Genomic DNA, 22,752 nt, shown 5'->3' with positions numbered 1-22,752 from the left:
CAGCCAGATACGGAGTCTGCCATGAAAGACGAGCGCACCCTTTCTTTTGACGAGTATGATGAACTCATAAACCCACGCCCTGAGGAATGTGATTTTGACCGCGTCGTCGAACGCGCCCTGTCGCGCCGTGGATTTATGGGAAGTGTTCTGGCGATGGGCAGCTTTGCTGCGTTTGGGGGCTCGATTCTGCCGACAGGCGCGCGTGCCGCTGCCAACCGTTTCTCGTTCGACGCGATCCCTGTATCCACAGCGGACGATGTCGTTGTGCCCGCCGGTTACAAGGCAGAGGTCATGGTGCGCTGGGGCGATCCGCTGTGGTCGGATGCGCCCGAGTTTGATCACGCCACGCGCGGCACTGGTGCAAGTCAGGAACGCGCCTTCGGCGACAACACCGACGGACAGGATGTATTCTTCCATGATGGACACGTGCTGTTGGTGGTGAACAATGAATACACCAATCGCGATATCATTTGGGGCAACAACCCTGACGCCAAGCCGGCATCTGACGATGACGTGGCCAAAGGCATGATGGCACATGGTGTCACCGTTGTTGAGATTGCCAACACCGACGGCAAGTGGGGCATTGTCAAGGACAGCCCGTATAACCGCCGCGTCACTCCGCAGACCGACATGACGATCACCGGGCCCGCCGCTGGTCATGACCTGATGAAAACCGAAGCCGATCCATCGGGCACAGCTTGCAAAGGGACATGGAACAATTGCGGCAACGGGATGACACCGTGGGGCACCTATCTGGCCTGTGAAGAGAACTTCAACGGCTATTTCTCGGCCGAAGATGAAAACCACGAAACCAGTGCCGAGCTTAAGCGTTACGGCGTGTCCGCCAAAGATTGGGGTTACGGCTGGGCAAGGATCGACGACCGGTTCGATGTCGCAAAGAACCCCAACGAACCAAACCGCGCAGGTTATGTCGTCGAAATCGATCCGAGAGATCCCAACTCGACCCCACGTAAGCTGACCGCCCTGGGCCGTTTCAAACACGAAAACGCTGACACCGTGGTCAACAACGATGGTCGCATCGTAGTTTACATGGGCGATGACGAACGTGGCGAGTTCCTGTATCGCTTTGTATCCGACGGCGTCTATGCGGCTGGAGTAGATACCAATGCGCTGCTTGAAAACGGGACGCTTTCGGTCGCCAAGTTCAACGATGACGGTACCGGAGAGTGGCTGGAGCTGACGCCCGAGACCACCGGGCTGGCTTCACAGGCCGAGGTCAGTATTCACACGCGCCTGGGTGCCTCTGCGGTGGGCGCAACCACGATGGACCGCCCGGAATGGGTCGCCTCGAACCCAAATGCGCCCGAGGTCTACTGCTGCCTGACCAACAACAAGAACCGAGGCGTCAAACCGAATGCAGGGGGCGACGACACATCCGCCAATGGCCCGAACCCGCGGGACAAAAACAACTATGGTCAGATCGTTCGCTGGCGTCCGGATGGCGGGGACCACACCGCCGCTGGATTTGGCTGGGATCTGTATGTTCTGGCGGGCAACCCCACGGTGCACAGTGACGCTTATGCCGGATCCGACAACGTAAACGCCGACAACATGTTCAACTCGCCCGATGGCCTCAAGTTTGACAGCAATGGCCTGCTTTGGATCCAGACTGACGGCAATTACGGCAACGACGGTGACTTTGCAGGCCATGGCAACAACCAGATGCTGGCAGGGGACCCGGTGACAGGTGAGATCCGCCGCTTTCTGGTTGGCCCCAATGAATGCGAGGTCACCGGTCTGAGCTGGTCTCCGGATCGCCGAACCATGTTTGTCGGCATTCAGCACCCGGGTGAGGATGGAAACAGCCACTGGCCCGAAGGCGGTGACTCGGTGCCGCGTTCGGCGATCATCGCCATCACGCGCGAGGACGGTGGCCAGGTCGGTTAAGCCCCGCTTCTGAGTTGAATCAATCCCCGGACGGCAGGTGTGGTCCGGGGAATTTTTGTTTATGTGCCGTTTTCATCGAGAACTTGAGAATTTTGAGGTGCCCGCAGAGCACCGAAACGGGTTAGAACCCGCGGTATCCCGTTGTGGGCCGAAAAGGTCGCTTGAAAAGCGTTGTGTGTCGAAAACCGACCGACCCGAGCCCATATTGAAGTTTAGAACCGGTCCATCTGGTAAGGAGGAATCAAAGGCGATGCCTGACGTCACAATCGTTTTTTGGCGCGACATCCCCGCTCAGGTCATCGTTGGCAAAGGCCGGCGTGGCGCCAAGCGGCAGTTGGAGGAGCGGTTCGAGCAAGCCATTGACCGGGCTGCGATGAAGGTAAATGCCAAGGACAGTGATGCCTACCTGGCCGAATGGCGCAAGGCCGACCCGTTCGAGGTCGAGGGTGATCCGGCAGAAATCGCCGAAGCCGAGGCCGTGCGCCTTGAAACGGAATACGATCAGGACCGCATCAAGGCCCTGATCGCCAACGACGGTTGGGCATAGGCCCGGTTTTTACAAAGGGAGGCCTCAATGGCTTTGCTGAATTTCAAGAAACGTGATGTGGCCGAGAAGGCCCCGGTGAATCCGACCGTCGAAGCCTTTCTGCAAGGTTATTCGATCGAGGTGATGCCCCGCACCGCCGAGAAGGTCGAGGATTTCCGCGCGTTGCTGCCCGAAGGCACCCGCGTCTACATCGCCCATATCGAGGGCACACCGATCGAAGACATGGTCCAGACCGCCAAGCGCATTGCCGCCGAAGGCTATCCGGTCATGCCGCACTTCCCGGCGCGCATCATCAAGGATGCCGCGACGCTTGAGAACTGGATTTCGATGTACCAGGGCGAAGCAGGGGTCGATCAGGCGCTGATGCTGGCCGGTGGTGTTGCCAAGCCGCACGGCGATTTTGACAGCTCGATGCAGCTGCTGGAAACTGGCCTGTTCGACAAGGCAGGCTTCAAACGTCTGCACGTTGCCGGCCACCCCGAGGGAAACAAGGACATCGACCCGGACGGTTCGACCAAGAATGTCGACGACGCGCTGCGCTGGAAACAGAAGTTCAGTGAAACCACCGACGCGGAGATGGCGCTGGCAACCCAATTCGCCTTTGACGCCAAGCCGATCATCGCATGGGCCGACGGTCTGAAGGCGGCGGGCATTGATCTGCCGATCCACATTGGTATCGCTGGACCAGCCAAGTTGCAGACACTGATCAAATTCGCGATTGCCTGTGGTGTCGGCCCGTCTCTGAAGGTTCTGCAGAAGCGTGCCATGGATGTCTCCAAGCTTCTGCTGCCCTATGAGCCGACCGATGTTGTGACCGAGCTGGCCAACCACAAGGCCGCCAACCCTGACTTCAACATCACCAACGTACATTTCTTCCCGCTTGGTGGTATCAAGACCAACGCCAACTGGGCAATCGACAACGGCGGCGCTTCGGCACAGCCTGTAAACTCCTAAGGAACGGACATGACCCGTACAGTCGTAGAATCAAAAACAAAAACCGCCGTTCTGGGCTTTGATGAACCGTTTTGTGTGATCGGTGAGCGGATCAACCCGACCGGCCGCAAGAAACTGGCCGCTGAACTGGAAGCGGGGGACTTCTCGACCGTTGAGAAGGACGCCATCGCTCAGGTTGCTGCAGGCGCGACCGTTCTGGATATCAATGCAGGCGTTGTCTACAACTCGAACCCCAACCCGAACGAGACCGAGCCGCCGCTGATGCGCAAGATCGTCGAACTGGTGCAGGGTCTGGTCGAAGTGCCGCTGTGCATCGACTCGTCGGTTCCCGGAGCCTTGGAAGCCGGTCTTGAGGCAGCTCAGGGCCGCCCGCTGCTGAACTCGGTCACTGGCGAAGAAGAGCGTCTGGAACTGGTTCTGCCGCTGGTCAAGAAATACAACGTTCCGGTTGTTGCGATCTCGAATGATGACACCGGCATCTCGGAAGACCCCGATGTCCGTTTCGAAGTGGCCAAGAAGATTGTTGAGCGCGCCGCCGATTTCGGCATCCCTGCGCATGACATCGTCGTCGACCCGCTGGTCATGCCCATCGGCGCGATGGCAACTGCTGGTCAGCAGGTGTTCGCTCTGGTCCGTCGCCTGCGCGAGGAACTGGGCGTGAACACCACTTGCGGTGCGTCGAATATCTCGTTCGGTCTGCCGAACCGCCACGGCATCAACAACGCGTTCCTGCCGATGGCGATGGGCGCCGGCATGACTTCGGCGATCATGAACCCGGTCGCGCTGCCGGTGACGCAGAAGAAGATCGCAGAGAAGAAAGAGCAGGTCACGGCGGCTGGAATCATCCTGCCTGAGGGCATGGATGATGAGGCCTTTGTTCAGATGTTCGGTCTGGGCTCGACCAAGCCACGTGCTGGTAAGGAAATGGAGGCCATTCGTGCTGCCAACCTGCTGACCAACAATGACGCGCATGGCGGAGAGTGGATCCGGTTCAACAAAGACCCGGAAGAAGCCGGTGCAGCCGGTGCTGCAGGTGGCCGTCGCGGTGGTGGCCGTCGTCGCCGCGCCTGAACCGTTTGCGACTTTTTTCAAAAGGCCGGGTTCTCCACCCGGCCTTTTCTTTTTGATATTGATCAATGCTGTTTTTCCATGCTGCCGCAGAATATCGTGATCGGAACGCTGCGATCAGGTGATTTCATGACCAAACATATTCCACCAAAACTGTCCGATGCGGACCTCAGCAAGAGACTGACCAAAAAGGAGTATTTCGAGCGGCTTGAGGGGCTTCAGGCGCAGCTTGCAAAGATACAGCAGGCTTTTTTGTTCCACGACCTGAAAGGCGTGATTGTGTTCGAAGGCTGGGACGCCGCAGGGAAGGGCGGAACCATTCGTCGGATCAGTCAGGCGCTGGACCCGCGCAGTTTCAAGGTCTGGCCGATCGGAGCGCCCCGAAACTACTATCTCAACCGGCACTACCTGCTTCGGTTTTGGGAACGTCTGCCACCTTCGGGCGCAATTTCCGCATTTGATCGAAGCTGGTATGGCAGGGTCCTGGTCGAACGGATCGAGGAGCTTACACCTGAAAAACGCTGGCGCGAAGCATATCAGGAGATCAACGATTTCGAACGCATGCTGGTGGATGACGGGACCCGGATTGTGAAGCTGTTCTTTCACATTTCAGAGGATGAGCAGATGCAACGTTTCACCCAACGGCTGACAAACCCGCTGAAACGCTGGAAACTGACCTACGAAGATTTCCGTAATCGTGAGAAATGGGAGATAACCGAGGTCGCCGTGAATGAAATGTTGGCCAAAACCTCGACGCTGAAAGCGCCGTGGCATGTGATCCCCGCGAACAACAAGAAATACGCAAGAATCAATGCTATGAAAGTCATTGTTAAGGCGTTTGCAGAAGAAGTTGATCTGAACCCGCAACACCTTGACCGGCAAACACTGGACGCGGCGGGCAAGGCATTAGACGTAGAACAATCGCTGATTGAAAGCCTGCGTGCCCGCACCGAGTAACGATCCTGCTTGATCCCGATCCGGCGACGATGCTATGCCTGCCAAAGAGGCGGGTATGGTGAAAAGGTATCACACGAGCTTCCCAAGCTCTTGTTACGGGTTCGATTCCCGTTACCCGCTCCAAGAAAATACTCTAAGCGTCTATAAAATTGTAATAAAGTGCGCTTTCACTGCGCAAATTTTGAGTTTTGATAAACGCAGATTATGCAGCGTTATCTTCGATCAGATTCTCTGGTTCTTCAATTTGACCGTGTCTGCGCCGCTGACCTGTGGTCTTCAATCAGCTACCTCTTTTGGCCCGATTGATCGAGTGCCGCAATAAACCTGGTCGTCAAATAGGCACAGTGACACCAATCTTTGGCGCTTTGAACCAGCCTGACGATCCTGTTTTGGAGGTAGTCTCGGAAGCCCTTTGAATTTCTGCACCAGATGTTCAGATCAGGAACATCGGCATGTTTTCAACACTGCCTAACTCAATCTGGCAACGTCGTGACCGTCGATAACAATAGCAAAGTTGCAGAATTTCCCGACCTCTGCCTCAGCTGACCGTGCCGCTGTTTCCTCGTCAGGGATGCGTTCAATTCGAAAACCAAACTGTTCGAGCCCACAATAGTCTACTCGGCTCAGAATGATCGGAACCACATTTCTTTCGATTGCTGCGGCGGCGAGTAATCTTGCAACAGTATATGGAGACTTCGAGGGCTCAACGATCCTGACGCCAATATATGTGTGGTCCTCAACTTCGCGTTCCCAAAGTGCGGTTGACGGAAGTAAGTCCATATCGGGGAACAGAACTTTTCCAAATTGCCGCGTAGCTCGATCTCGAAGGATAACATCATCCAAATCAACCGGTACTTCCGGCGTGAAGGTGTTGACTATCTTGTACCAGTTGTTTTCAGCCATTTTTTCAGCTCGTCGCTATGATATCTGCAGCTGCGGATACACCGGATTCAGGCAGCTCTATTTGTTGCAGTGCTGCACGAAAGTCTTCCGCGCCCCCGTCATCCAGACAAACCTGGACCGTTCGTTCCAGCTTCATGAATTCCGCTTCTGTAATGGTTGCACAAAGATTGCGGTCAGATAGTGCTCTTGCGCGTCGTTCCTGGTCGTCCAAATAAGGCGCAGACTGTGGGATAAGTATTGCGGGAATCTTGTGGTAGAGGATCTCGTGGACCGAATTGTACCCGGCGGCAGATATTACCAAGTCGGCGGATAGACATAGCTTTGTAGCCTCTAAAGTATGAACCACCTTTGAATTTTTCCAACCAAACGCGGCTGCCTGAACCGCGCTACCGGGCCAGGTTACGACCAGGTGAAGGCAGTCTGCGCGGCACTCAAGCATTCCTGAGATTGCTTGCAGTTGAGCGGATCTGTCAGAGGCAACTCCTCCGCCTAACATGCTGACAATCAGCAGCTTAAAGTCGTGACCAAACCGCTCGGCCAGGCGCGCACGTAAGTTTTCGGAGTCCTCGGGCGACTGCACTACCTGCCGAAAAATTGGCCCTATGTTGTGAACATGTTCACCGTAACTGTAAGCGTCGTTAAGCTCCTCAAAAGCCTCTGACGGCACGATGACCCGGTCGAATATGCCCTCACGACGAAGCATGATATGTCGGGACCGACCCTTGGGCCAAAGGCCACGGCGGATCCAGACTGCGGATAATCTGTGTTCCCGGATTACGCGATTGACGGAATCGAACACATAGCCACCGTCAAAAACGAACCGGTCGCCTTCTTGTAATGCGGCGTTCAGACGCCGGTAGGTCAGGATGTCATTCGCGTTGGAACTGTCGTTTACGTCTGATCGGGCGACCAGCGGTATACAGTCGATCCCCTCGCGTCGAACCATAGGAACACAACTTGGGAAGGCCGCGAACACCGGGGACATGTGTTTTGGCAAAGCCTTGGCGATCACAGTGCACCGCTGCGCATGACCCAACCCAACTCCGTTAGTTGGCAAGAACAAGGTTCTCGGCGACGTCCGTTTGGGTGGTCGCGGTTTGGCGCTAAGCCCTGCGGCGGTTTCGAGCCGGGATATATCTACTGTCCGCAGCCACGGAGACTTTCGTGTTTGGTCAGCGATGTGTGGTGTATTCCCGATAATTTTGCCGATCAGGTATCCATCCAAAGCAAAAAGCGTCTTGGGTCCAAGTAATGCCGGCGCTCCGGACGATATCAAAACCTCGTCTTCGGTGCAGTCGATCACGACTCCACCGGCTGCAATCACTTCAAGCGCAAGCTCGGCCATCCGATCGCCTGCGATGCCATGCCCAAACATCGCGAGGATATCCGTTGAATTTGCGAGGGTTAGAGGCGAAAGATCAGTATAAAGAACTCTGGGGAGATCGTTGAATTTTGAGGCTTTTAGGAACTCATTCTGCGCACCGCTCACAACCAGCTTAAAGCCATAGCTGCCCTGATTGCTCATCCGGGAAAGACAGGACAACGTTTCAGAGTCGTCCAACTCCAAGGAACCCAACACGACGGTTACGTTCGCCAATTCACCAATTGGCCGGGTGATCGGTCGAGTTTCAGTTACCAGGGGGCTGATAGCTGAAGGTGAAATGGAACGCGGCTGAAGGTCCGATAGATCAATGACCGTTGCTTCGCGCCCCAGTGCAAACGCGAGACGGGCTTTTGCACCAATGTAGCTTTGCTGAGTACTGAACCGGCCAGTTGCGATTACCGGAACATCCGTCCCGAGTTGCTTTTGTCGCAATGAGGCAAGCAGCCGGTCATCTACTTCTTCAGCGCCGAGGACAAACACGGCTTCCGCTTCGAGTTCTTCGGTATCGGCGAGAAGTGTCGCAGCCTCGTAGTGTCTTCCGCGCCCTGCATCCTCAGGAAAATAGATTGCATCGATGCAAACATCGAAACCACGCTTTCGGAGTTTCAGAGCAAAAATCAATTGTGCGTCAAAAGACCGAACTGAAAGTGTACCCGCTTCAACAAAAATCATGTCAGCGCCTCTCTGTCCGCGGTCAGAATGGCGCCCAATCGCTCTTTGAATTTTTGGCCCGAGTAGCGCTCAAGCAGCGGCTGTGCCTCAGCAACTTTCTCATGATACCGGTCGGGGGAAGAAATCAGGTCAGAAATGATCCGGTCCACATCCCCGGGGCTACAGGGGATTACGGCATTTCCGAATGTCTGTGCGGTTTCCGGATCCGTCAAGACGACCTTGCCGGCTGCGATAGCCTCCGCAATTACGCGCCCGAAACTCTCTCGCCAAGTCGGCGCTGTAAAGTAGACAAAAAAATCTATCATCTCAAAAAAATCTTCCAGACTGATCGCGTCAAATGGAAACAAAGTCCAATGCGGACGAACGATGTCCGTGTCCATCAACGCGTTCGCACCAAGAATGACATTGGCCTGCGCGTGTTTGGGAAAACACAAATCAAGATCGGCGACAGATGGAAACTTTTCGAAGCCAGGTCGCGAATGTCGACCGCGTCGGTCCTCTGGCTTTTCGCATGGTTCGCCTTTGTCACTGAAAAAGATGTTGAACCAGTCATCTTCCAGGACAGTCCAATGGCGGGCCTTGCGAAATTTGGACAACCAGTCTGTGACGGTCTCACGGTTATACGACGAAATTGGCGCAAGCGTTTTCCTAAGCGCGAGGGTCGACAAGTCTATCTGATCCAGGCAGTTTGAAACGTCGAAGCCTTCTTCGTCGCCCGGACGCAAGAAGTTTTCGTGGGTTACAACGACTATTTCCTGCGCATAAATCTCTGCGCTCAAAGAGTTTTGAAACTTCAGGAAAGACGGATTGTGCAAGATAACAAAATCAGCGCATATCCGGGGGGCGTCCCAAACCATTGGAATACGAAGCTCGTCCAACACTCGCTGCAGCACCGGCGCGACATGCTGACCGCTGCCAAACATCTTGGAGGTCCTCGCATGCACCACCAGATCAGCGAACTCGGCGGCCACGCGCAGTTCGGCAGCGACAGCCATGGAAGTGCCACCTAAAAAGCGGGGCTCAATTACATATGCTATCTTCACCTTTTTAGAAATTCGAATGTTTGACAATTGGGCCATGATTTCAGTGCAGGGAAGAAGCAGCAAGCGCTGCGCTGCCAACTTGTGAAACCTCTGCACTGTTTGCGGCATTACCAGCAAAGCCGTAATCCACCTGTCCCCGTGAAACGGTTTCAAAAAAACTGCGCAATTCAAGTGATAATTCGTCATCACCCAATAGCAAGTCTGGGTTCTTTTGAAGATAATCCCACAAAGCCTGGATGTTATTCTCGGACAAAAACTGATCTATCGTCAGCAAATGCTCCAATGTAATTTCGGCACGCACATGCTGAGATGGCAGTAAGAACAATAGGGCAGTTACTATCGCAACAAGTTTAGAGTTAGGCATCTTAAACCCCGATCTCCGATTGTTAACCTACATCGTTTTGCCTCTTACAGCCAGAAACTGGCCGGTATTCATTGGTTTGTCGCCGTTTTTAGTTTGCTCAAAACTTGCCTTTTTAGCTGATCGACTTGATCTGTCGCAGAAGCGCTGCGACGAACCTTTTTCACTTTGGATTTCGTAGCACTATTGCCGGCCAACCATAATTCCACGACGCCGTTTTGCGTCTTGGACTTAGAGCCCGTGAAATCGCGCAACAAAGCACCGGCATCTTCCGCAAGCGCTGTTGCCTGAGCGGCATCTTCCTTGTGATAGAACCGGACGTTGGATTGTTTAACCCCAAAGCCAACGCGCGCTGTTCCACTTAACTCATGACCTGCCGCTACGAGGTTATTGACCACTGAGTTCACTGTCCGTGCGCCAAGGCTGTTTGGTATAAACAGCTTAAATTCTGCGCCGCCGCTGCTGGCAATCTCTTCCGCTGATTCAGTGTCCTCACGCGGCTTTGCTGCGCCATCTGTCGTCTCAGACGACGTTAAAGGTGGTTCCAAATTGTCATGCAGTCTGGCAATTGATTTTGGCGACACTTCTTCTGTTCTTGGTAAGGGGGCTTTTGAAAGCTCTCTTAGATCAATTCCTGTTCGATCATTTGAATCAGGCGCGTCCGGCGGACTTACCTTGCCTGGAATGACGAGGTTAAATTCCGGTAGATTATCAAGGCTTTTCAGTGCAAATTCTGTTTCGCTCGGCGCAGACCGAAACGCTACAGCTTGTTTCAGCGTTGAAGGTTGGTCTTCGGCATAGACCAATGAGACCAGCTCGACTGAAATCTCAGGAGCGCTTGAGCCTGGATCAGTCGCATTTGCGACAACAGCTTTCAAACTGTCGAAGATCGCAGAAACATCAGGCAAAATGATCGACGTTCTGAAATTTAACGACGCTTGCGCTAATTGATCGTGTGACCAAGCAGAATTCGGGAAGGCACTTTGTGGATTCTGTGTGGCGGGAGTTCCGGTTGGCCGCTTTGGCGTCTCAAGGGTCAGCAGATCCGGACGAAGCGAAGGAGCGACCGGTGGAAGCATTGCTTCGAACAGCTTGGGATCAGATGACATCTCCTTCATGGGGAGTGGAGCAGACGCGATTATGCTTGAGCTTTCATTCGTTGCAAAAATTTTTCCGAAGGAAGTCGCATTCGGTGACGCATCCGATTGTGTCAACGACCGAACCATCAGACGTGGCGGGAATTCTGGCCCCTTTATTTGCGAACTGGTTGATTGCGTAGAACTCTTTTCCGGCAGTGTAGTGGTCCTGGAAGTGTCCACATCCAAGTTGCTGGAAGCGAATGATTTTTCTCCACTATTTGATTCCCACCGGGCCAATACAAACATTGTCGAAAATGAAAATACGACACCAATTCCACACCCAATGGCTATTGAAGTAAATCGGCCTCTGTGCGGTTGTTGTTGTTTGGGCCAGCGGAAACTGAGCTTTCTGCGAATGTTTTCAGCGGCATCTTCGACCGGTTGGCCTGCACTTGAGGGCGAGCGAACACGACTCTCAAGTTCGACACTCGTTTCGTCGTCTTTGGCGGGAACATCCCCAACCGGAAACAAACGTTCAAGGCCACTGTTTCTTTCTGAACTTGCGCCATTTAAAGACGCAATACTGGGCGCAAGCTGTTGATGTCTTTTTTGACCGGATGCCGCTGAGCCTGTTTTCTTTTGCAGGACTTCAGGAGGCGCGGCAGTTGCTCTTCCAGCACCATTGCTGACTTGCTCACCACCGCCGACGTCCGACTCACTTGGCGCATGCTTTTCGGCTTCAGCCGAGGAACGCGCAAGCACCGCCTGCCTTCGCCTACGTGCTTCTTCCAGCCTGTCCCACAAGTGCTGTGGTCCGGAGTCATTCACCCTTTTGGTTGAGTGATCCTTTCCCGATTGATCAGGTTTGCGGTCCGGATTTTCCTTGCGGTTCCCATCAAGTTCCGTAAGTTTTTTCTTCCGCTGTTTCCGCGCGTTTTCAATCTTCTGCTGCCATTCTTCTGACTGCAGAAAATCATGAATTTGTGACGCGTCATCACCGCCATCACCAGCAACTTCAGGTAGCGTACTCGTGTCGCTAACCTTTGACATAAGCAACCCCCAAAACGGTCATTGCGCTATGCTCTACATTATTGAAACAAGAGCAAAAAAAAGACGTTTGGCACAGTCTCTAATTATCTAACAATACACGAGAAGAGGTTATTAAAAATGCTGGTTAAAGACAAGTAAGCAGCCGGGATGCGCCACAAACTCCTTTGACGGATGGTTCCGGAGCTCGGAGGACAGTTGAAAAATGCCAGCCTTATCCTGCTTGCCTGTCTGCGACCTTTAGGAACCGTGAACACGGGGCCATCGGTTTTGTTCGCCGCGGCATCAAACGCGTCCGGTAGGTCGCCATGTTCAGTGTCTCATGCTCACTGCGCCAGATCGTTCTCAGGGCTGAGTGGATACCGCGTCAGTGTCCTATATGTCGTAACTAGTTAGATATTTGGCCGGGCGTTCACAGTAGAAATATCCCGGTTATCGTGAAACCACAGTTCAGCTGGTATAGCCCGTTAGCGTTGTCAGTCAGGGTAATAAGTTCACAAGCAACATGCTAGGCGTTGCACCGGGTTTCGATCTTCGGGCCCTCAGGCGGCCCGGCGGGCCTGAAACAGGTTGATGGCAGCAGGGATGCGGATTCCCACATTTGTGGCGTATGTCGCGAAAGCCTCGGCGACTGCGGTCCGGATCGCTTCGATATCTTCGTCTGAGGCGCCAAAATGCGAAATGACGCGCGAGGCCGGGCCGACGCGCATACACAGTGCCGCAGTTTCCTCAAGCGTGTCCGGCCCGTGAAGGAACAGGGATACGGTTTCACCGCGAACGTCGCACAGTCCGGCGCGCGACATCATATCCGTCACATGTTCGATATCGTGGAAGGCAAGGGGGCCGGGCGCATAGCGATCTACTTTTGGGGGTTGGCCAAGCTGATTTGTGGCCGCGATATGGGGCAGCTTGAACCAAGGGTTGTCCGACAATGGTCCCCATGCTGCAAACGTCATCTGCCCGCCGGGTTTCAGCGCACTTGCCATATTCGCGAAGGCGGCGACCGGGTCCTCGAAGAACATGACGCCAAAACGGGAAATCACCGCGTCCTGGATCCCTTTGGAAAACCCAAAAGTCTGGGCGTCCGCGCATTCGACCTCAACCTGCGTCAGCCCCAAATCCAAGGAACGTTCGCGCGTGCGATGTGCGAAGGGTTGTGAGAAATCGGCAGCCAGAACGCGGCCATTCCGACCGACTTCTTGCGCCGAAGCAATTGTGCTGGCACCGGTTCCGCAACCGATATCCAACACCCGCATTCCCGGCTTCAGCGCTGCGCGTTCCAGCACAAGACCAAGTACTGGCGCAAGAAGATGGTCAAGCTGGTCCTCGTGGATCAACCATTTGGCCCCAAGAACCGATTTTCCCCAATACTCAGCTTGCTCCTCATTTGCTGTAGTCATGACGGCCCCCTGTCAATGGCCGGATTATGACCTCCGGCGGCGGCGCCGGCCAGATTTTTCGTCATCTCCGCCACCTGTGTTGAACGATGGCGATGGCAGGGTGACAACTTGCGCCAGTTCCGGGAACGGATCTGATTTGTGTGGGATCGCGTTGGCGGCGACGAAGTGATCCTGGAATTTAGGTTCGATAGCGGTTTCGATCTTGGTGATTTCGCGCACAACCCGTTCGATTTCGGACCGGGATGAGATGTTGCACAATGCAATGCGCGCGCCGGTCCCGGCGGCGTTACCTGCGCTGGAAACCTTTTCTAGCGGCGCATCCGGGATCATTCCCAATACCATCGCATGTTTGGTCGAGATATGCGCGCCAAAGGCTCCGGCCAGCACCACGCGGTCGACCTTGTCGACCTTCATTTCGTCCATCAAAAGGCGTGCACCGGCATAGAGCGCCGATTTCGCCAGTTGGATTGCCCGGATATCGCCCTGGGTTACAGTAATGCGCGGGCCGCCATCGGCACTGGCGTCGTGGATCAGGTACGAATGCGTCCGCCCCTCGGGGATGCAGCGCAGCGTGCCGGTCTGTTCGGCCGATCCGATCAGGCCGCCTTCGTCCAACAGTCCTGCAATGCGCATCTCGGCTACGGCCTCGATGATGCCGGAGCCGCAAATGCCGGTGATTCCGGTTGTGGCAACATCCAGATCGAAACCGTCTTCGTCGGACCATTTTTCCGATCCAATGATCCGAAAGCGCGGCTCCTTGGTGGCGGGATCGATTTCAATGCGTTCGATGGCGCCGGGGGCAGCGCGCTGGCCGGAACTGATCTGGGCACCTTCGAAAGCAGGACCGGTCGGCGACGAGCAGGCCAGAACGCGGCTGGTGTTGCCCAACAGGATTTCCGCATTTGTACCGACATCCACGATCAGGACCAGATCTTCGGATTTGCCGGGTTCTTCCGATAAAGCGACCGCAGCGCAATCCGCGCCTACATGGCCTGCGATACAAGGCAGGATATAGACCTGCGCGCGCGGGTTCATGTTGGTCAGATCCATCTGGCGGGCGGGCAGGGACATGCTTTCGGATGTGGCCAGTGCGAACGGCGCCTGTCCCAGTTCGACCGGATCAAGGCCAAGCAGCAGGTGGTGCATGACCGGGTTGCAGACAAACACGGTTTCCACAATCAGGGCGGCGTCGATCCCGGCCTCGTCCGCGATCGAGGTAGTCAGGTCATTGATCGCCTCACGCACGGCTTTCGTCATCTCCCGATCGCCGCCGGGGTTCATCATCGAATAGGAAACCCGGCTCATCAGGTCTTCGCCAAAACGTATCTGAGGGTTCATCAGCCCCGAGGACGCCTTGACCTCGCCCGTTTCCAGATCGGTCAGGTGCGCAGCGATCGTGGTCGAACCCAGGTCGATGGCAAGGCCGTAAAGGCCGCTCTCGTGCAGACCCGGCCAGATTTCGACGATACGCGCGACTGTATCGTTGTGGCCCTTGTGGACGGCGACCGTGACTTCCCACTTTCCTTTGCGCAGCACTGGCTGAAGCTTGGACATCAGCGACAGGTCTGCCGTCACGGCGTCGATCTTCCACTGTTCACGGAGAGCCCGTTCCAACCGCTCCAGATCGCCGGTGGGCGAGTGCATGTCCGGTTCCTCGACCACCACGAAATACAGGCGCGTCGCTGGGTCCATTGTGATGGCGCGGGCGGCGGCCGCCTTGCGAACAACCTGACGGTGGACCTGGCTTTCGGGTGGGACATCAATCACCACATCGCCCTGGACCGATGCCTGGCACCCCAGACGGCGACCGGGTTTCAGGCCACGCTTGTCGTCATAGCGCTGCTCGACCGCGTTCCATTCGCTCAGCGCGCCGTCGGATACGGTGACGCCGTGCTTGGGAAACTCACCATAGCTGGGTGTGATCTGGCATTTGGAACAGATGCCACGCCCGCCGCAGACCGAATCGAGGTCCACACCCAACTGGCGGGCCGCTGTCAGGATCGGAGTGCCGACGGGGAAATGCCCGCGTTTGCCCGATGGGGTAAAGACGACAAGTGGGTCGGTGGTCATGGAAGGCCTGCCTTTTTGTATTCGCGCGTATGCCGGGCAAGATATGAGTTTGCGCGCAAAGGGAAAGGGCATTCAGCGGCACGTTTTGCGCAGCTTGCGTCGTTTTTTACCAGACCGCCCGCCAACCGGGGCAAACTATTGGCACGCGGGGCTTTCCCTTGGGCTGAATCCGTGCAATAGGGTCGCCGTCAAACGGGGTTTTGCATGGGGTTAGCAAATGCAGATTCGTGAGGCACTCACCTTTGACGACGTCCTTCTTGTTCCGGGGGCATCCAGTGTCCTTCCTGCGACGGCGGATACAACCACGCGTGTGACGCGCAACATCAGCATGAACATCCCACTGCTCAGTTCGGCCATGGACACCGTGACCGAGGCGCGTATGGCCATTGCAATGGCACAGGCGGGCGGAATTGGCGTCATTCACAAGAACCTGTCGGTCGAGGAACAGTCCCGCGAGGTTCGGCGTGTCAAACGGTTTGAATCCGGCATCGTGTACAACCCCGTAACCCTGCGGGCGGATCAGACGCTTGCGGACGCCAAGGCGTTGGTCCAGCGCTACAATTTTACCGGATTTCCGGTAGTCGATGGCGATGGCCGCGTTGTTGGTATCGTGACCAACCGCGACATGCGGTTTGCCACGTCCGAGGACACTCCGATTCACATGATGATGACATCGGACAATCTGGCCATGCTGAAAGAGCCTGCGGACCTGGAAGAGGCCAAGAGCCTTATGCGTGCGCGCCGGATCGAGAAGCTTCTGGTTGTTGATGGCAGTGGCAAGCTGACGGGCCTTCTGACACTGAAAGACACCGAGCAGGCCGTTCTTAACCCCACGGCGTGCAAGGATCATCTGGGTCGCTTGCGGGTTGCAGCCGCAACCTCGGTCGGAGATGCGGGTTTCGAGCGTTCCGGAGAGCTGATTGACTCGGGCGCGGACATCATCGTCGTAGATACGGCGCATGGGCATTCACAGGGCGTTCTTGATGCCGTAAAGCGCGTCAAGGCCCTGTCGAACGAAGTCCAGATTATCGCTGGAAATGTCGCGACAGGTGAGGCAACCAAGGCACTGATCGACGCGGGGGCCGATGCCATCAAGGTTGGGATCGGTCCAGGGTCGATCTGCACGACACGGATGGTCGCAGGGGTCGGCGTGCCGCAGTTGACGGCCATCATGGATTGTGCCGCCGCCGCTGGCGAGGTTCCGGTGATCGCAGATGGCGGTATCAAGTTTTCCGGCGATTTCGCAAAGGCGATTGCAGCCGGCGCATCCTGCGCCATGGTCGGTTCGATGATTGCAGGTACCGACGAAAGCCCCGGCGAGGTGATCCTTTATCAGGGACGCTCTTTCAAATCCTATCGGGGGATGGGCAGCCTTGGTGCAATGGCACGTGGTTCAGCCGACCGGTATTTCCAGAAGGACGCCGCCAACGACAAATTGGTGCCTGAAGGGATCGAAGGGCGGGTGCCCTACAAAGGGTCGGCCAGCGCTGTCGTGCATCAGCTTGTGGGCGGGCTGCGTGCCGCAATGGGCTATACCGGATGTGCTTCGGTTGAAGAAATGCGCCGCAACTGCACCTTTGTAAAAATTACTGGCGCGGGGCTGAAGGAAAGCCACGTTCACGACGTCCAGATCACGCGTGAAAGCCCGAATTACCGCGTTATGTAATTGCGATGGTTCAACCAGTGGCGCCCTTTACCGGGCGCCGTTTTGGTTTTTGCGATGATCTGTTCCGACCATTCGTTTGACGACGGAGTTGCCTTATGACCCCTGCCGCCCGCATTCAGGCCGCCATCGAAATACTGGATGAGATTCTGGATGGCGCACCGGTCGAAAAAGCATTGACCGGATGGGCCCGGCGCAGCAGGTTTGCAGGCTCGAAAGATCGGGCAGGGGTGCGGGATCACGTGTTTGACGGCCTGCGCTGCAAGCGCTCGTTTTTGGCACTGGGCGGATCTGAAACCGGTCGGGGTCTGATGATCGGGTCGGCGCGTGCCAAGGGCGAGGATATCGCCGGGTTGTTTTCGGGCGCACGACATGCACCGCCCCCTGTTGCCGAACACGAGACAAGCCGGGGTTTTTCCTCGAAAGCTGAGGAGTTTGACATCCCGGAATGGCTTTGGCCAAGGTTCAGCGCGTCTTTGGGTGAGGATGCAATTCCTGCCGCCCACGCCCTGCAGTCCCGGGCCCCCGTTCAATTGCGTGTTAATCTGGTCAAGTCCGATGTGACTGAGGCTGTTCGAGTGCTTGAGTCGGACGACATCCTGACCAGACCGCACCCGGCCTGCGACACTGCGCTTGAGGTGATCGAGGGTGCCCGCAGAATCACGCAAAGCCGGGCATTTGCGTCCGGGATGGTCGAATTGCAGGATGCCGCGAGTCAGGCAGTCGCCGCATCGATCGACCTTGAACCCGGAATGCGCGTGCTGGACTATTGCGCAGGCGGCGGGGGAAAAGCACTGGCATTGGCGGCCCGGCCCGGAGTTCAGGTTTATGCCCATGATATCAATGAAGCCCGGATGCAGGATATTCCAACACGGGCAGAACGGGCAGGGGTCAACGTCGAGCGACTGTCCGCTGACGACATCCTGCGGCAAGCCCCATTTGACGTCGTCTTGGCGGACGCGCCATGTTCCGGCAGCGGATCTTGGCGCAGGGCACCGGCTGGAAAATGGGCGTTGACCGAAGCAAAGTTGCAGGATCTTTGCGTCATTCAAGCACAAATACTCGAGCAGATTTCACAACTGACCCATTCAGGCGGGCTGCTGGCTTATGCGACGTGTTCTATGCTTGTCGACGAAAACGAGGCAATTGTGAACGCGTTTCAGACAATGCACCCGGATTGGCGCCTAGCGTTTCAGAAGTCATGGCAGGTGACACACGGAACGGATGGGTTTTTTACGGCACACTTGACGCGACAAGAAACGGAGCATTAACAACCTAAACGAGAGAGTCCTGCATTGATGTTATGTTAAGCGGGAATTAACCGTATTGGGTCCGTCATACTCGGTATCCAACATTCCGAGTCGTTTATGTCTGACACCACTGAGTTTTTTCCTGATCCTTCCGTTCGTCACACACCTTCCGTATCGCGCCTGTTGGCGCTGGCCTTGGTTGCGCTGGGATTGTGCTTTGCACCGTTTCTAAACGCGATTCCGTCTGAATGGTCGATTGGGTTGATTGTTGTTGGCGGATCTTTGGCAGCTGCTGGAAGTATTGTCTTATTTCGCGGGCAGTTGGCGGACAGGTGCGCAAGAAACGCAAAATCCGTTATGGCGGCGTTTGTTGAAAATGACTTGTCCCCATGTCTGATCGCGGACAGTCAGGGTAATATTCAGATCATCAACCAGGCAGCCGTCAGGCGGTTTGGTGCAACGCAGGGGCAGCGTCTCGACCATTGTCTACGATCTGTCTTTGCCAACCCCGCAGCACTCTTGTTGCGGCTGCAATCGAAGGTCGCCCAAAATGGCCGTGCGCGCGAGGATGCCGTGACGCTGGGTTCGACCATCCCTGTCAGCGTTTTTGGCTTTGGCAATGGGTTGTACTGTTGGCGGTTCGGATTGGACGAAAGCTCGCGTTGGGAAGGTTTGGATATTCCGGTTCTGACGGAAGGTAGAAACGGATCCGTTCTGCAAGCCAATAGCGCTGCGCAGGCACTGTTGGGGGGACAACCCGAAACGTTGGATCAGGCCATTGCCGGTGACGTTCCCGAGCCGGGCAGCATTCTGCAGATCAAGACAGGTGAGGGCGCTGTCCCTGGAACGTTTGTTCAGGTTTCGCGATCGGGTATGGTGCGCGATCTTGCCCTTTTGCCGCTGAAAATCGCGCCCAAAAGCCGGACCCGGATGACATTCTCGGATTTGCCGGTGCCGGTTCTTTGTCTCTCTCCTGACGGATGCATTCTTGAAGCCAACATATTGGCCAACAAACTGATCGGAGATATTGAGCCCGGTGTGACCAATGTCGTCGCAATCATGCAGGGGCTGGGGCAGCCGGTTCCCGATTGGCTGTCACGCACGGTCGCCGGTGAGGATGGCCCGCGTTCCGAGTTCCGGAAACTGACGCGGAAGGACAAGGATATCTTTATCCAGGTTACACTTAGCCGTGTACTGCATGAAGGGCAGGTTTGCCTGATTGCGGTTCTGAACGACGCGACCGAACTGAAGACGCTTGAAGCCCAGTTTGTGCAGGGACAAAAGATGCAGGCGGTCGGACAACTGGCCGGTGGCGTTGCGCATGACTTCAACAACCTTCTGACGGCGATCTCGGGTCACTGTGACTTGCTGTTACTGAGGCACGATCAGAATGATCCGAACTACGGTGATCTTGTTCAGATCAACCAGAACGCCAATCGCGCTGCGGCGCTTGTCAGCCAGTTGTTGGCATTTTCCCGCAAACAAACGCTCAGACCCGAAGCGTTGGATCTGCGCGACACGATTTCCGATCTCATCCATCTTCTGAACCGTCTTGTCGGGGAAAAAATCCGATTGACGCTCAGTCATGATCCGGTGCTGAAGCCAGTTCGGGCAGACAAGCGGCAGCTTGAGCAGGTGTTTATGAACCTGGTGGTCAATGCGCGGGACGCGATGCCAGAAGGCGGTGAAATCCGGATTGAAACTGAAGTGATCGAGATGAGCCAACCGCTTAGGCGGGACCGGGCGACCGTTCCGCCGGGTGAGTATGTGACGGTCAAGGTGATCGACAGCGGTGTCGGAATTGCAGCAGACAAGCTGCAAAAGGTTTTTGAGCCGTTTTACACAACCAAAAGAACTGGCGAAGGCACCGGGTTGGGCCTGTCGACTGTTTACGGAATCGTAAAACAGACCGGCGGCTTCATCTTTGTCGACAGTGCCCAGGGCTTCGGAACCGAGTTCACTGTATTTCTGCCGGTTTCGGTGGCCCCGGCTGAGCCAGTGCCAGCGCAGCAGGATAGTCGGATTCCGCAAAATGCAAAACAGGGTGACGGAGTCGTCTTGCTGGTCGAGGACGAAGCGCCCGTTCGCGCTTTTGCCACGCGCGCATTGAGGTTGAAGGGGTACAAGGTGCTCGAGGCGGATTCCGGAGAAGAGGCTTTGCGCCTGCTCGAAGATTCCACTCTGAAAGTCGACGCATTCGTAACCGATGTCGTCATGCCGGGATTGGACGGTCCGACGTGGGTGCGCAAAGCGATGGAAACCCGGCCCGATGTCAGCGTGATCTTCATGTCAGGTTATACCGAAGGCGCGTTCAGCGGTTCAGGTCCCGAAATCGCCAGATCGACCTTCCTGCCCAAGCCGTTTTCGTTGAATCAGTTGACTGAAGCGGTCTTCCAGCAACTGAATTGAACGACTTAGAGCGCGGAGTCATGCAGGGCGAACTCGGCGCCATGTATGTTGCGGAACATCTGTTCGGTTTCTTCTGACAGGGCCAGGTCGCCAGGAGGAGACACATTCTCCCACTGCAGATCAATTTTGACGCTCAGACGGTCCTGAAGAAAGTCCAGAATTTTGTCCTGATGCTCGTATTTGAAAACGTGACGTGCGCCGAAACCATTGCTGCGGGTGCGAAAGAACTGGCTTTGACTGCCGACATCCGCAAACTCAGGTCGCGGAACTTGCATGTAGGCTTGCACGAACTCATCAAAAGTCAGGCCACGTGTTGAGTGCGGATGACCAACGCGATCCTGGCGGCTGCGAAACCTGTACCAACTGCCCAGCCAATCTACGGGTTCGCGTACAACGGCCATGATTTCCATCTCGGTATCGAACACTTTGCGGAAAATGTGCTGAAAAAAGCGATCGTAGCGGCGAACGGGCGCATGTTTGAGTTCAGGCGGGCCAGTGACGACGATATCCGCATGATCCCGGAGGGCGGTGTGATAGGCGGTGCTGCCGGTTTTGGGGACAGACAAAAAAGCCAGTCGTTCTTTATAAAAAACAAGCATTTACCTGCGTCCTTCTTACGTTCGGCTTTGACGCAGATTGGCGTAAACGGATATTTAACACAATTCCGGAACAGTGAGTTACATAAGTTTTTGTTGAAATGTTCTACTTTTGGTCCCATAAGGAACAAGAGGCGAACAAAGCAGCGATTGCCGCCCGTTCAAGGGTGTGACAAAAGGGAAAGCGACAGGACAATGGCGGATCTTCTGACGATGAGCGACAAGAAAAACGCAGACAAGCAAAAGGCGCTGGACAGCGCCCTGGCCCAGATCGAACGCCAGTTCGGCAAAGGGTCGATCATGAAGCTGGGCGAAGACGCCAGGCAGGACATCGAAGCAAGCTCAACCGGATCGCTGGGACTGGACATCGCGTTGGGTATTGGCGGTCTTCCGATGGGCCGGATCGTGGAAATCTACGGCCCAGAAAGCTCGGGCAAGACCACGCTGACCCTTCACTGCATTGCCGAACAGCAAAAGCGCGGTGGTGTCTGTGCGTTTGTGGATGCCGAACACGCGCTGGATCCGCAATATGCCCGTAAGCTGGGCGTCGACCTTGATGAACTACTGATCTCGCAGCCTGACACCGGCGAGCAGGCGCTTGAGATCACCGATACGCTGGTACGATCAGGGGCCGTGAACATGGTTGTCGTCGATTCGGTTGCGGCACTGACGCCGAAGTCGGAACTCGAAGGCGACATGGGCGACAGCAGTGTCGGCGTGCAGGCCCGCCTGATGAGCCAGGCAATGCGCAAACTGACCGGCTCGATCAGTCGTTCGAAGTGCATGGTGATCTTCATCAACCAGATCCGGATGAAGATCGGCGTCATGTTTGGCAGCCCGGAAACCACCACTGGTGGTAACGCGCTGAAATTCTACAGCTCGGTCCGTCTGGATATTCGCCGTATTGGCGCGATCAAGGATCGGGATGAAGTGGTTGGCAACCAGACCCGCGTCAAGGTCGTGAAGAACAAGGTGGCGCCGCCCTTCAAGCAGGTTGAATTCGACATCATGTATGGCGAAGGCATCAGCAAGATGGGTGAATTGCTGGACCTCGGCGTCAAAGCCGGTGTGGTCGAAAAGTCGGGTTCGTGGTTCAGCTATGGCGACGAACGGATCGGGCAGGGCCGAGAAAACGCCAAGCAGTTCCTGCGTGACAACGCCCGTGTGGCCCTGGATATCGAGGATAAGATACGGGCGGCTCACGGCTTGGATTTCGAAATGCCCCCCAATGCGGACGAGGATGATATTCTCGAAGCGTAATCGTCGCGCCGGAGCGAACGACAGAAATCCCACGGTTCCTTTCAGAAGGATGTAGAAAGCACGGAACAGGGCGGTCCTCCGGGGTCGCCTTGTTTCGTTCCGCCAAACCAATGCTGTGGACACTGCGAGGGCACGGGGCTAAACCTTCGCAGACCAAGATGATTGCGCGCTGAGAGAGCCT

The 22,752-nt window shown here is 55.8% G+C and carries 17 protein-coding genes and 1 tRNA gene; 10 read left to right on the top strand and 8 right to left on the bottom strand.

Features of this window, described 5'->3' with window-relative positions:
* Window positions 1–21: 21 nt before the first annotated feature.
* The 6 genes from ACR0FE_RS02085 (at window position 22) to ACR0FE_RS02060 (ending at window position 5,557) form a co-directional block, all read left to right on the top strand.
* A complete protein-coding gene (locus tag ACR0FE_RS02085) occupies window positions 22–1,908 on the top strand; it encodes a PhoX family protein (protein WP_480910655.1) in 1,887 nt (628 codons plus the stop codon).
* A 250-nt stretch (window positions 1,909–2,158) separates the two neighbouring features.
* A complete protein-coding gene (locus tag ACR0FE_RS02080) occupies window positions 2,159–2,455 on the top strand; it encodes a virulence factor (RefSeq protein WP_170614973.1) in 297 nt (98 codons plus the stop codon).
* A 27-nt stretch (window positions 2,456–2,482) separates the two neighbouring features.
* Complete coding sequence (locus tag ACR0FE_RS02075) at window positions 2,483–3,409, top strand: methylenetetrahydrofolate reductase (RefSeq protein ID WP_170614974.1); 927 nt, start codon at window positions 2,483–2,485, stop codon at window positions 3,407–3,409.
* A 9-nt stretch (window positions 3,410–3,418) separates the two neighbouring features.
* The gene (locus tag ACR0FE_RS02070; RefSeq protein ID WP_170614975.1) at window positions 3,419–4,480 is read left to right on the top strand and encodes a methyltetrahydrofolate cobalamin methyltransferase; all 1,062 of its coding nucleotides are present in this window, start codon (window positions 3,419–3,421) and stop codon (window positions 4,478–4,480) included.
* 126 nt (window positions 4,481–4,606) lie between these two features.
* Complete coding sequence (locus tag ACR0FE_RS02065) at window positions 4,607–5,434, top strand: polyphosphate kinase 2 family protein (RefSeq protein WP_480910651.1); 828 nt, start codon at window positions 4,607–4,609, stop codon at window positions 5,432–5,434.
* Window positions 5,435–5,483: 49 nt separating this feature from the next.
* Window positions 5,484–5,557: transfer RNA gene (locus tag ACR0FE_RS02060), tRNA-Gly, on the top strand.
* Window positions 5,558–5,902: 345 nt separating this feature from the next.
* Here ACR0FE_RS02060 and ACR0FE_RS02055 read toward each other — a convergent pair.
* The 7 genes from ACR0FE_RS02055 to ACR0FE_RS02025 all read right to left on the bottom strand — a co-directional run bounded on the left by ACR0FE_RS02055 (window position 5,903) and on the right by ACR0FE_RS02025 (window position 15,393).
* Window positions 5,903–6,337, bottom strand: a complete 435-nt coding sequence (locus tag ACR0FE_RS02055) for a hypothetical protein (protein WP_480910649.1) — start codon at window positions 6,335–6,337, stop codon at window positions 5,903–5,905.
* Window positions 6,338–6,341: 4 nt separating this feature from the next.
* A complete protein-coding gene (locus tag ACR0FE_RS02050) occupies window positions 6,342–8,393 on the bottom strand; it encodes a glycosyltransferase (protein ID WP_480910646.1) in 2,052 nt (683 codons plus the stop codon).
* Window positions 8,390–9,388, bottom strand: coding sequence for a hypothetical protein (locus ACR0FE_RS02045; RefSeq protein ID WP_480910643.1), 999 nt, complete (start codon window positions 9,386–9,388; stop codon window positions 8,390–8,392). Before ACR0FE_RS02045 ends, ACR0FE_RS02050 begins: the two co-directional genes overlap by 4 nt.
* Before the next feature lie 88 nt (window positions 9,389–9,476).
* Window positions 9,477–9,800 carry a hypothetical protein gene (locus ACR0FE_RS02040; protein ID WP_480910641.1) on the bottom strand — a complete coding sequence of 108 codons (324 nt, stop codon included), beginning with the start codon at window positions 9,798–9,800 and terminating at the stop codon, window positions 9,477–9,479.
* A 68-nt stretch (window positions 9,801–9,868) separates the two neighbouring features.
* Entirely contained in the window at window positions 9,869–11,926 is a 2,058-nt protein-coding gene (locus ACR0FE_RS02035; RefSeq protein ID WP_480910638.1) for a hypothetical protein, read from the bottom strand.
* Between the two features lie 539 nt (window positions 11,927–12,465).
* Window positions 12,466–13,323 carry a class I SAM-dependent methyltransferase gene (locus ACR0FE_RS02030; RefSeq protein ID WP_480910635.1) on the bottom strand — a complete coding sequence of 286 codons (858 nt, stop codon included), beginning with the start codon at window positions 13,321–13,323 and terminating at the stop codon, window positions 12,466–12,468.
* A gap of 24 nt (window positions 13,324–13,347) precedes the next feature.
* Window positions 13,348–15,393: an ASKHA domain-containing protein gene (locus ACR0FE_RS02025; RefSeq protein ID WP_480910633.1), complete on the bottom strand. Its 2,046-nt coding sequence runs from the start codon at window positions 15,391–15,393 to the stop codon at window positions 13,348–13,350.
* A gap of 217 nt (window positions 15,394–15,610) precedes the next feature.
* On the opposite strand from ACR0FE_RS02025, the gene guaB reads away from it, so the two are divergent.
* The 3 genes from guaB to ACR0FE_RS02010 all read left to right on the top strand — a co-directional run bounded on the left by guaB (window position 15,611) and on the right by ACR0FE_RS02010 (window position 20,715).
* Window positions 15,611–17,059, top strand: coding sequence for an IMP dehydrogenase (gene guaB / locus ACR0FE_RS02020; RefSeq protein ID WP_480910630.1), 1,449 nt, complete (start codon window positions 15,611–15,613; stop codon window positions 17,057–17,059).
* Between the two features lie 95 nt (window positions 17,060–17,154).
* Window positions 17,155–18,327, top strand: coding sequence for an RsmB/NOP family class I SAM-dependent RNA methyltransferase (locus tag ACR0FE_RS02015; RefSeq protein ID WP_480910628.1), 1,173 nt, complete (start codon window positions 17,155–17,157; stop codon window positions 18,325–18,327).
* A gap of 96 nt (window positions 18,328–18,423) precedes the next feature.
* Entirely contained in the window at window positions 18,424–20,715 is a 2,292-nt protein-coding gene (locus ACR0FE_RS02010; protein ID WP_480910626.1) for an ATP-binding protein, read from the top strand.
* 5 nt (window positions 20,716–20,720) lie between these two features.
* On the opposite strand, the gene ACR0FE_RS02005 is transcribed toward ACR0FE_RS02010, so the two are convergent.
* Window positions 20,721–21,314 (bottom strand): sulfotransferase family 2 domain-containing protein, encoded by a 594-nt coding sequence (locus ACR0FE_RS02005; RefSeq protein WP_170614987.1) that lies wholly within the window; start codon window positions 21,312–21,314, stop codon window positions 20,721–20,723.
* A 192-nt stretch (window positions 21,315–21,506) separates the two neighbouring features.
* On the opposite strand from ACR0FE_RS02005, the gene recA reads away from it, so the two are divergent.
* The gene (gene recA / locus ACR0FE_RS02000; protein WP_170614988.1) at window positions 21,507–22,571 is read left to right on the top strand and encodes a recombinase RecA; all 1,065 of its coding nucleotides are present in this window, start codon (window positions 21,507–21,509) and stop codon (window positions 22,569–22,571) included.
* Window positions 22,572–22,752 lie beyond the last annotated feature (181 nt).

It is taken from the genome of Ruegeria sp. K7, assembly GCF_056531785.1.
The sequence above is the reverse complement of the archived record's forward strand: the minus strand, read 5'-3'. Positions and strand labels throughout refer to the sequence as shown.

Excerpts from the sequence above, each read along its gene's own strand:
- ACR0FE_RS02085 (WP_480910655.1), top strand. The coding sequence starts at position 22 with ATGAAAGACGAGCGCACCCTTTCTTTTGACGAGTATGATGAACTCATA.
- ACR0FE_RS02080 (WP_170614973.1), top strand. The coding sequence starts at position 2,159 with ATGCCTGACGTCACAATCGTTTTTTGGCGCGACATCCCCGCTCAGGTC.
- ACR0FE_RS02075 (WP_170614974.1), top strand. The coding sequence starts at position 2,483 with ATGGCTTTGCTGAATTTCAAGAAACGTGATGTGGCCGAGAAGGCCCCG.
- ACR0FE_RS02070 (WP_170614975.1), top strand. The coding sequence starts at position 3,419 with ATGACCCGTACAGTCGTAGAATCAAAAACAAAAACCGCCGTTCTGGGC.
- ACR0FE_RS02065 (WP_480910651.1), top strand. The coding sequence starts at position 4,607 with ATGACCAAACATATTCCACCAAAACTGTCCGATGCGGACCTCAGCAAG.
- ACR0FE_RS02055 (WP_480910649.1), bottom strand. The coding sequence starts at position 6,337 with ATGGCTGAAAACAACTGGTACAAGATAGTCAACACCTTCACGCCGGAA.
- ACR0FE_RS02050 (WP_480910646.1), bottom strand. The coding sequence starts at position 8,393 with ATGATTTTTGTTGAAGCGGGTACACTTTCAGTTCGGTCTTTTGACGCA.
- ACR0FE_RS02045 (WP_480910643.1), bottom strand. The coding sequence starts at position 9,388 with ATGGCTGTCGCTGCCGAACTGCGCGTGGCCGCCGAGTTCGCTGATCTG.
- ACR0FE_RS02040 (WP_480910641.1), bottom strand. The coding sequence starts at position 9,800 with ATGCCTAACTCTAAACTTGTTGCGATAGTAACTGCCCTATTGTTCTTA.
- ACR0FE_RS02035 (WP_480910638.1), bottom strand. The coding sequence starts at position 11,926 with ATGTCAAAGGTTAGCGACACGAGTACGCTACCTGAAGTTGCTGGTGAT.
- ACR0FE_RS02030 (WP_480910635.1), bottom strand. The coding sequence starts at position 13,323 with ATGACTACAGCAAATGAGGAGCAAGCTGAGTATTGGGGAAAATCGGTT.
- ACR0FE_RS02025 (WP_480910633.1), bottom strand. The coding sequence starts at position 15,393 with ATGACCACCGACCCACTTGTCGTCTTTACCCCATCGGGCAAACGCGGG.
- guaB (WP_480910630.1), top strand. The coding sequence starts at position 15,611 with ATGCAGATTCGTGAGGCACTCACCTTTGACGACGTCCTTCTTGTTCCG.
- ACR0FE_RS02015 (WP_480910628.1), top strand. The coding sequence starts at position 17,155 with ATGACCCCTGCCGCCCGCATTCAGGCCGCCATCGAAATACTGGATGAG.
- ACR0FE_RS02010 (WP_480910626.1), top strand. The coding sequence starts at position 18,424 with ATGTCTGACACCACTGAGTTTTTTCCTGATCCTTCCGTTCGTCACACA.
- ACR0FE_RS02005 (WP_170614987.1), bottom strand. The coding sequence starts at position 21,314 with ATGCTTGTTTTTTATAAAGAACGACTGGCTTTTTTGTCTGTCCCCAAA.
- recA (WP_170614988.1), top strand. The coding sequence starts at position 21,507 with ATGGCGGATCTTCTGACGATGAGCGACAAGAAAAACGCAGACAAGCAA.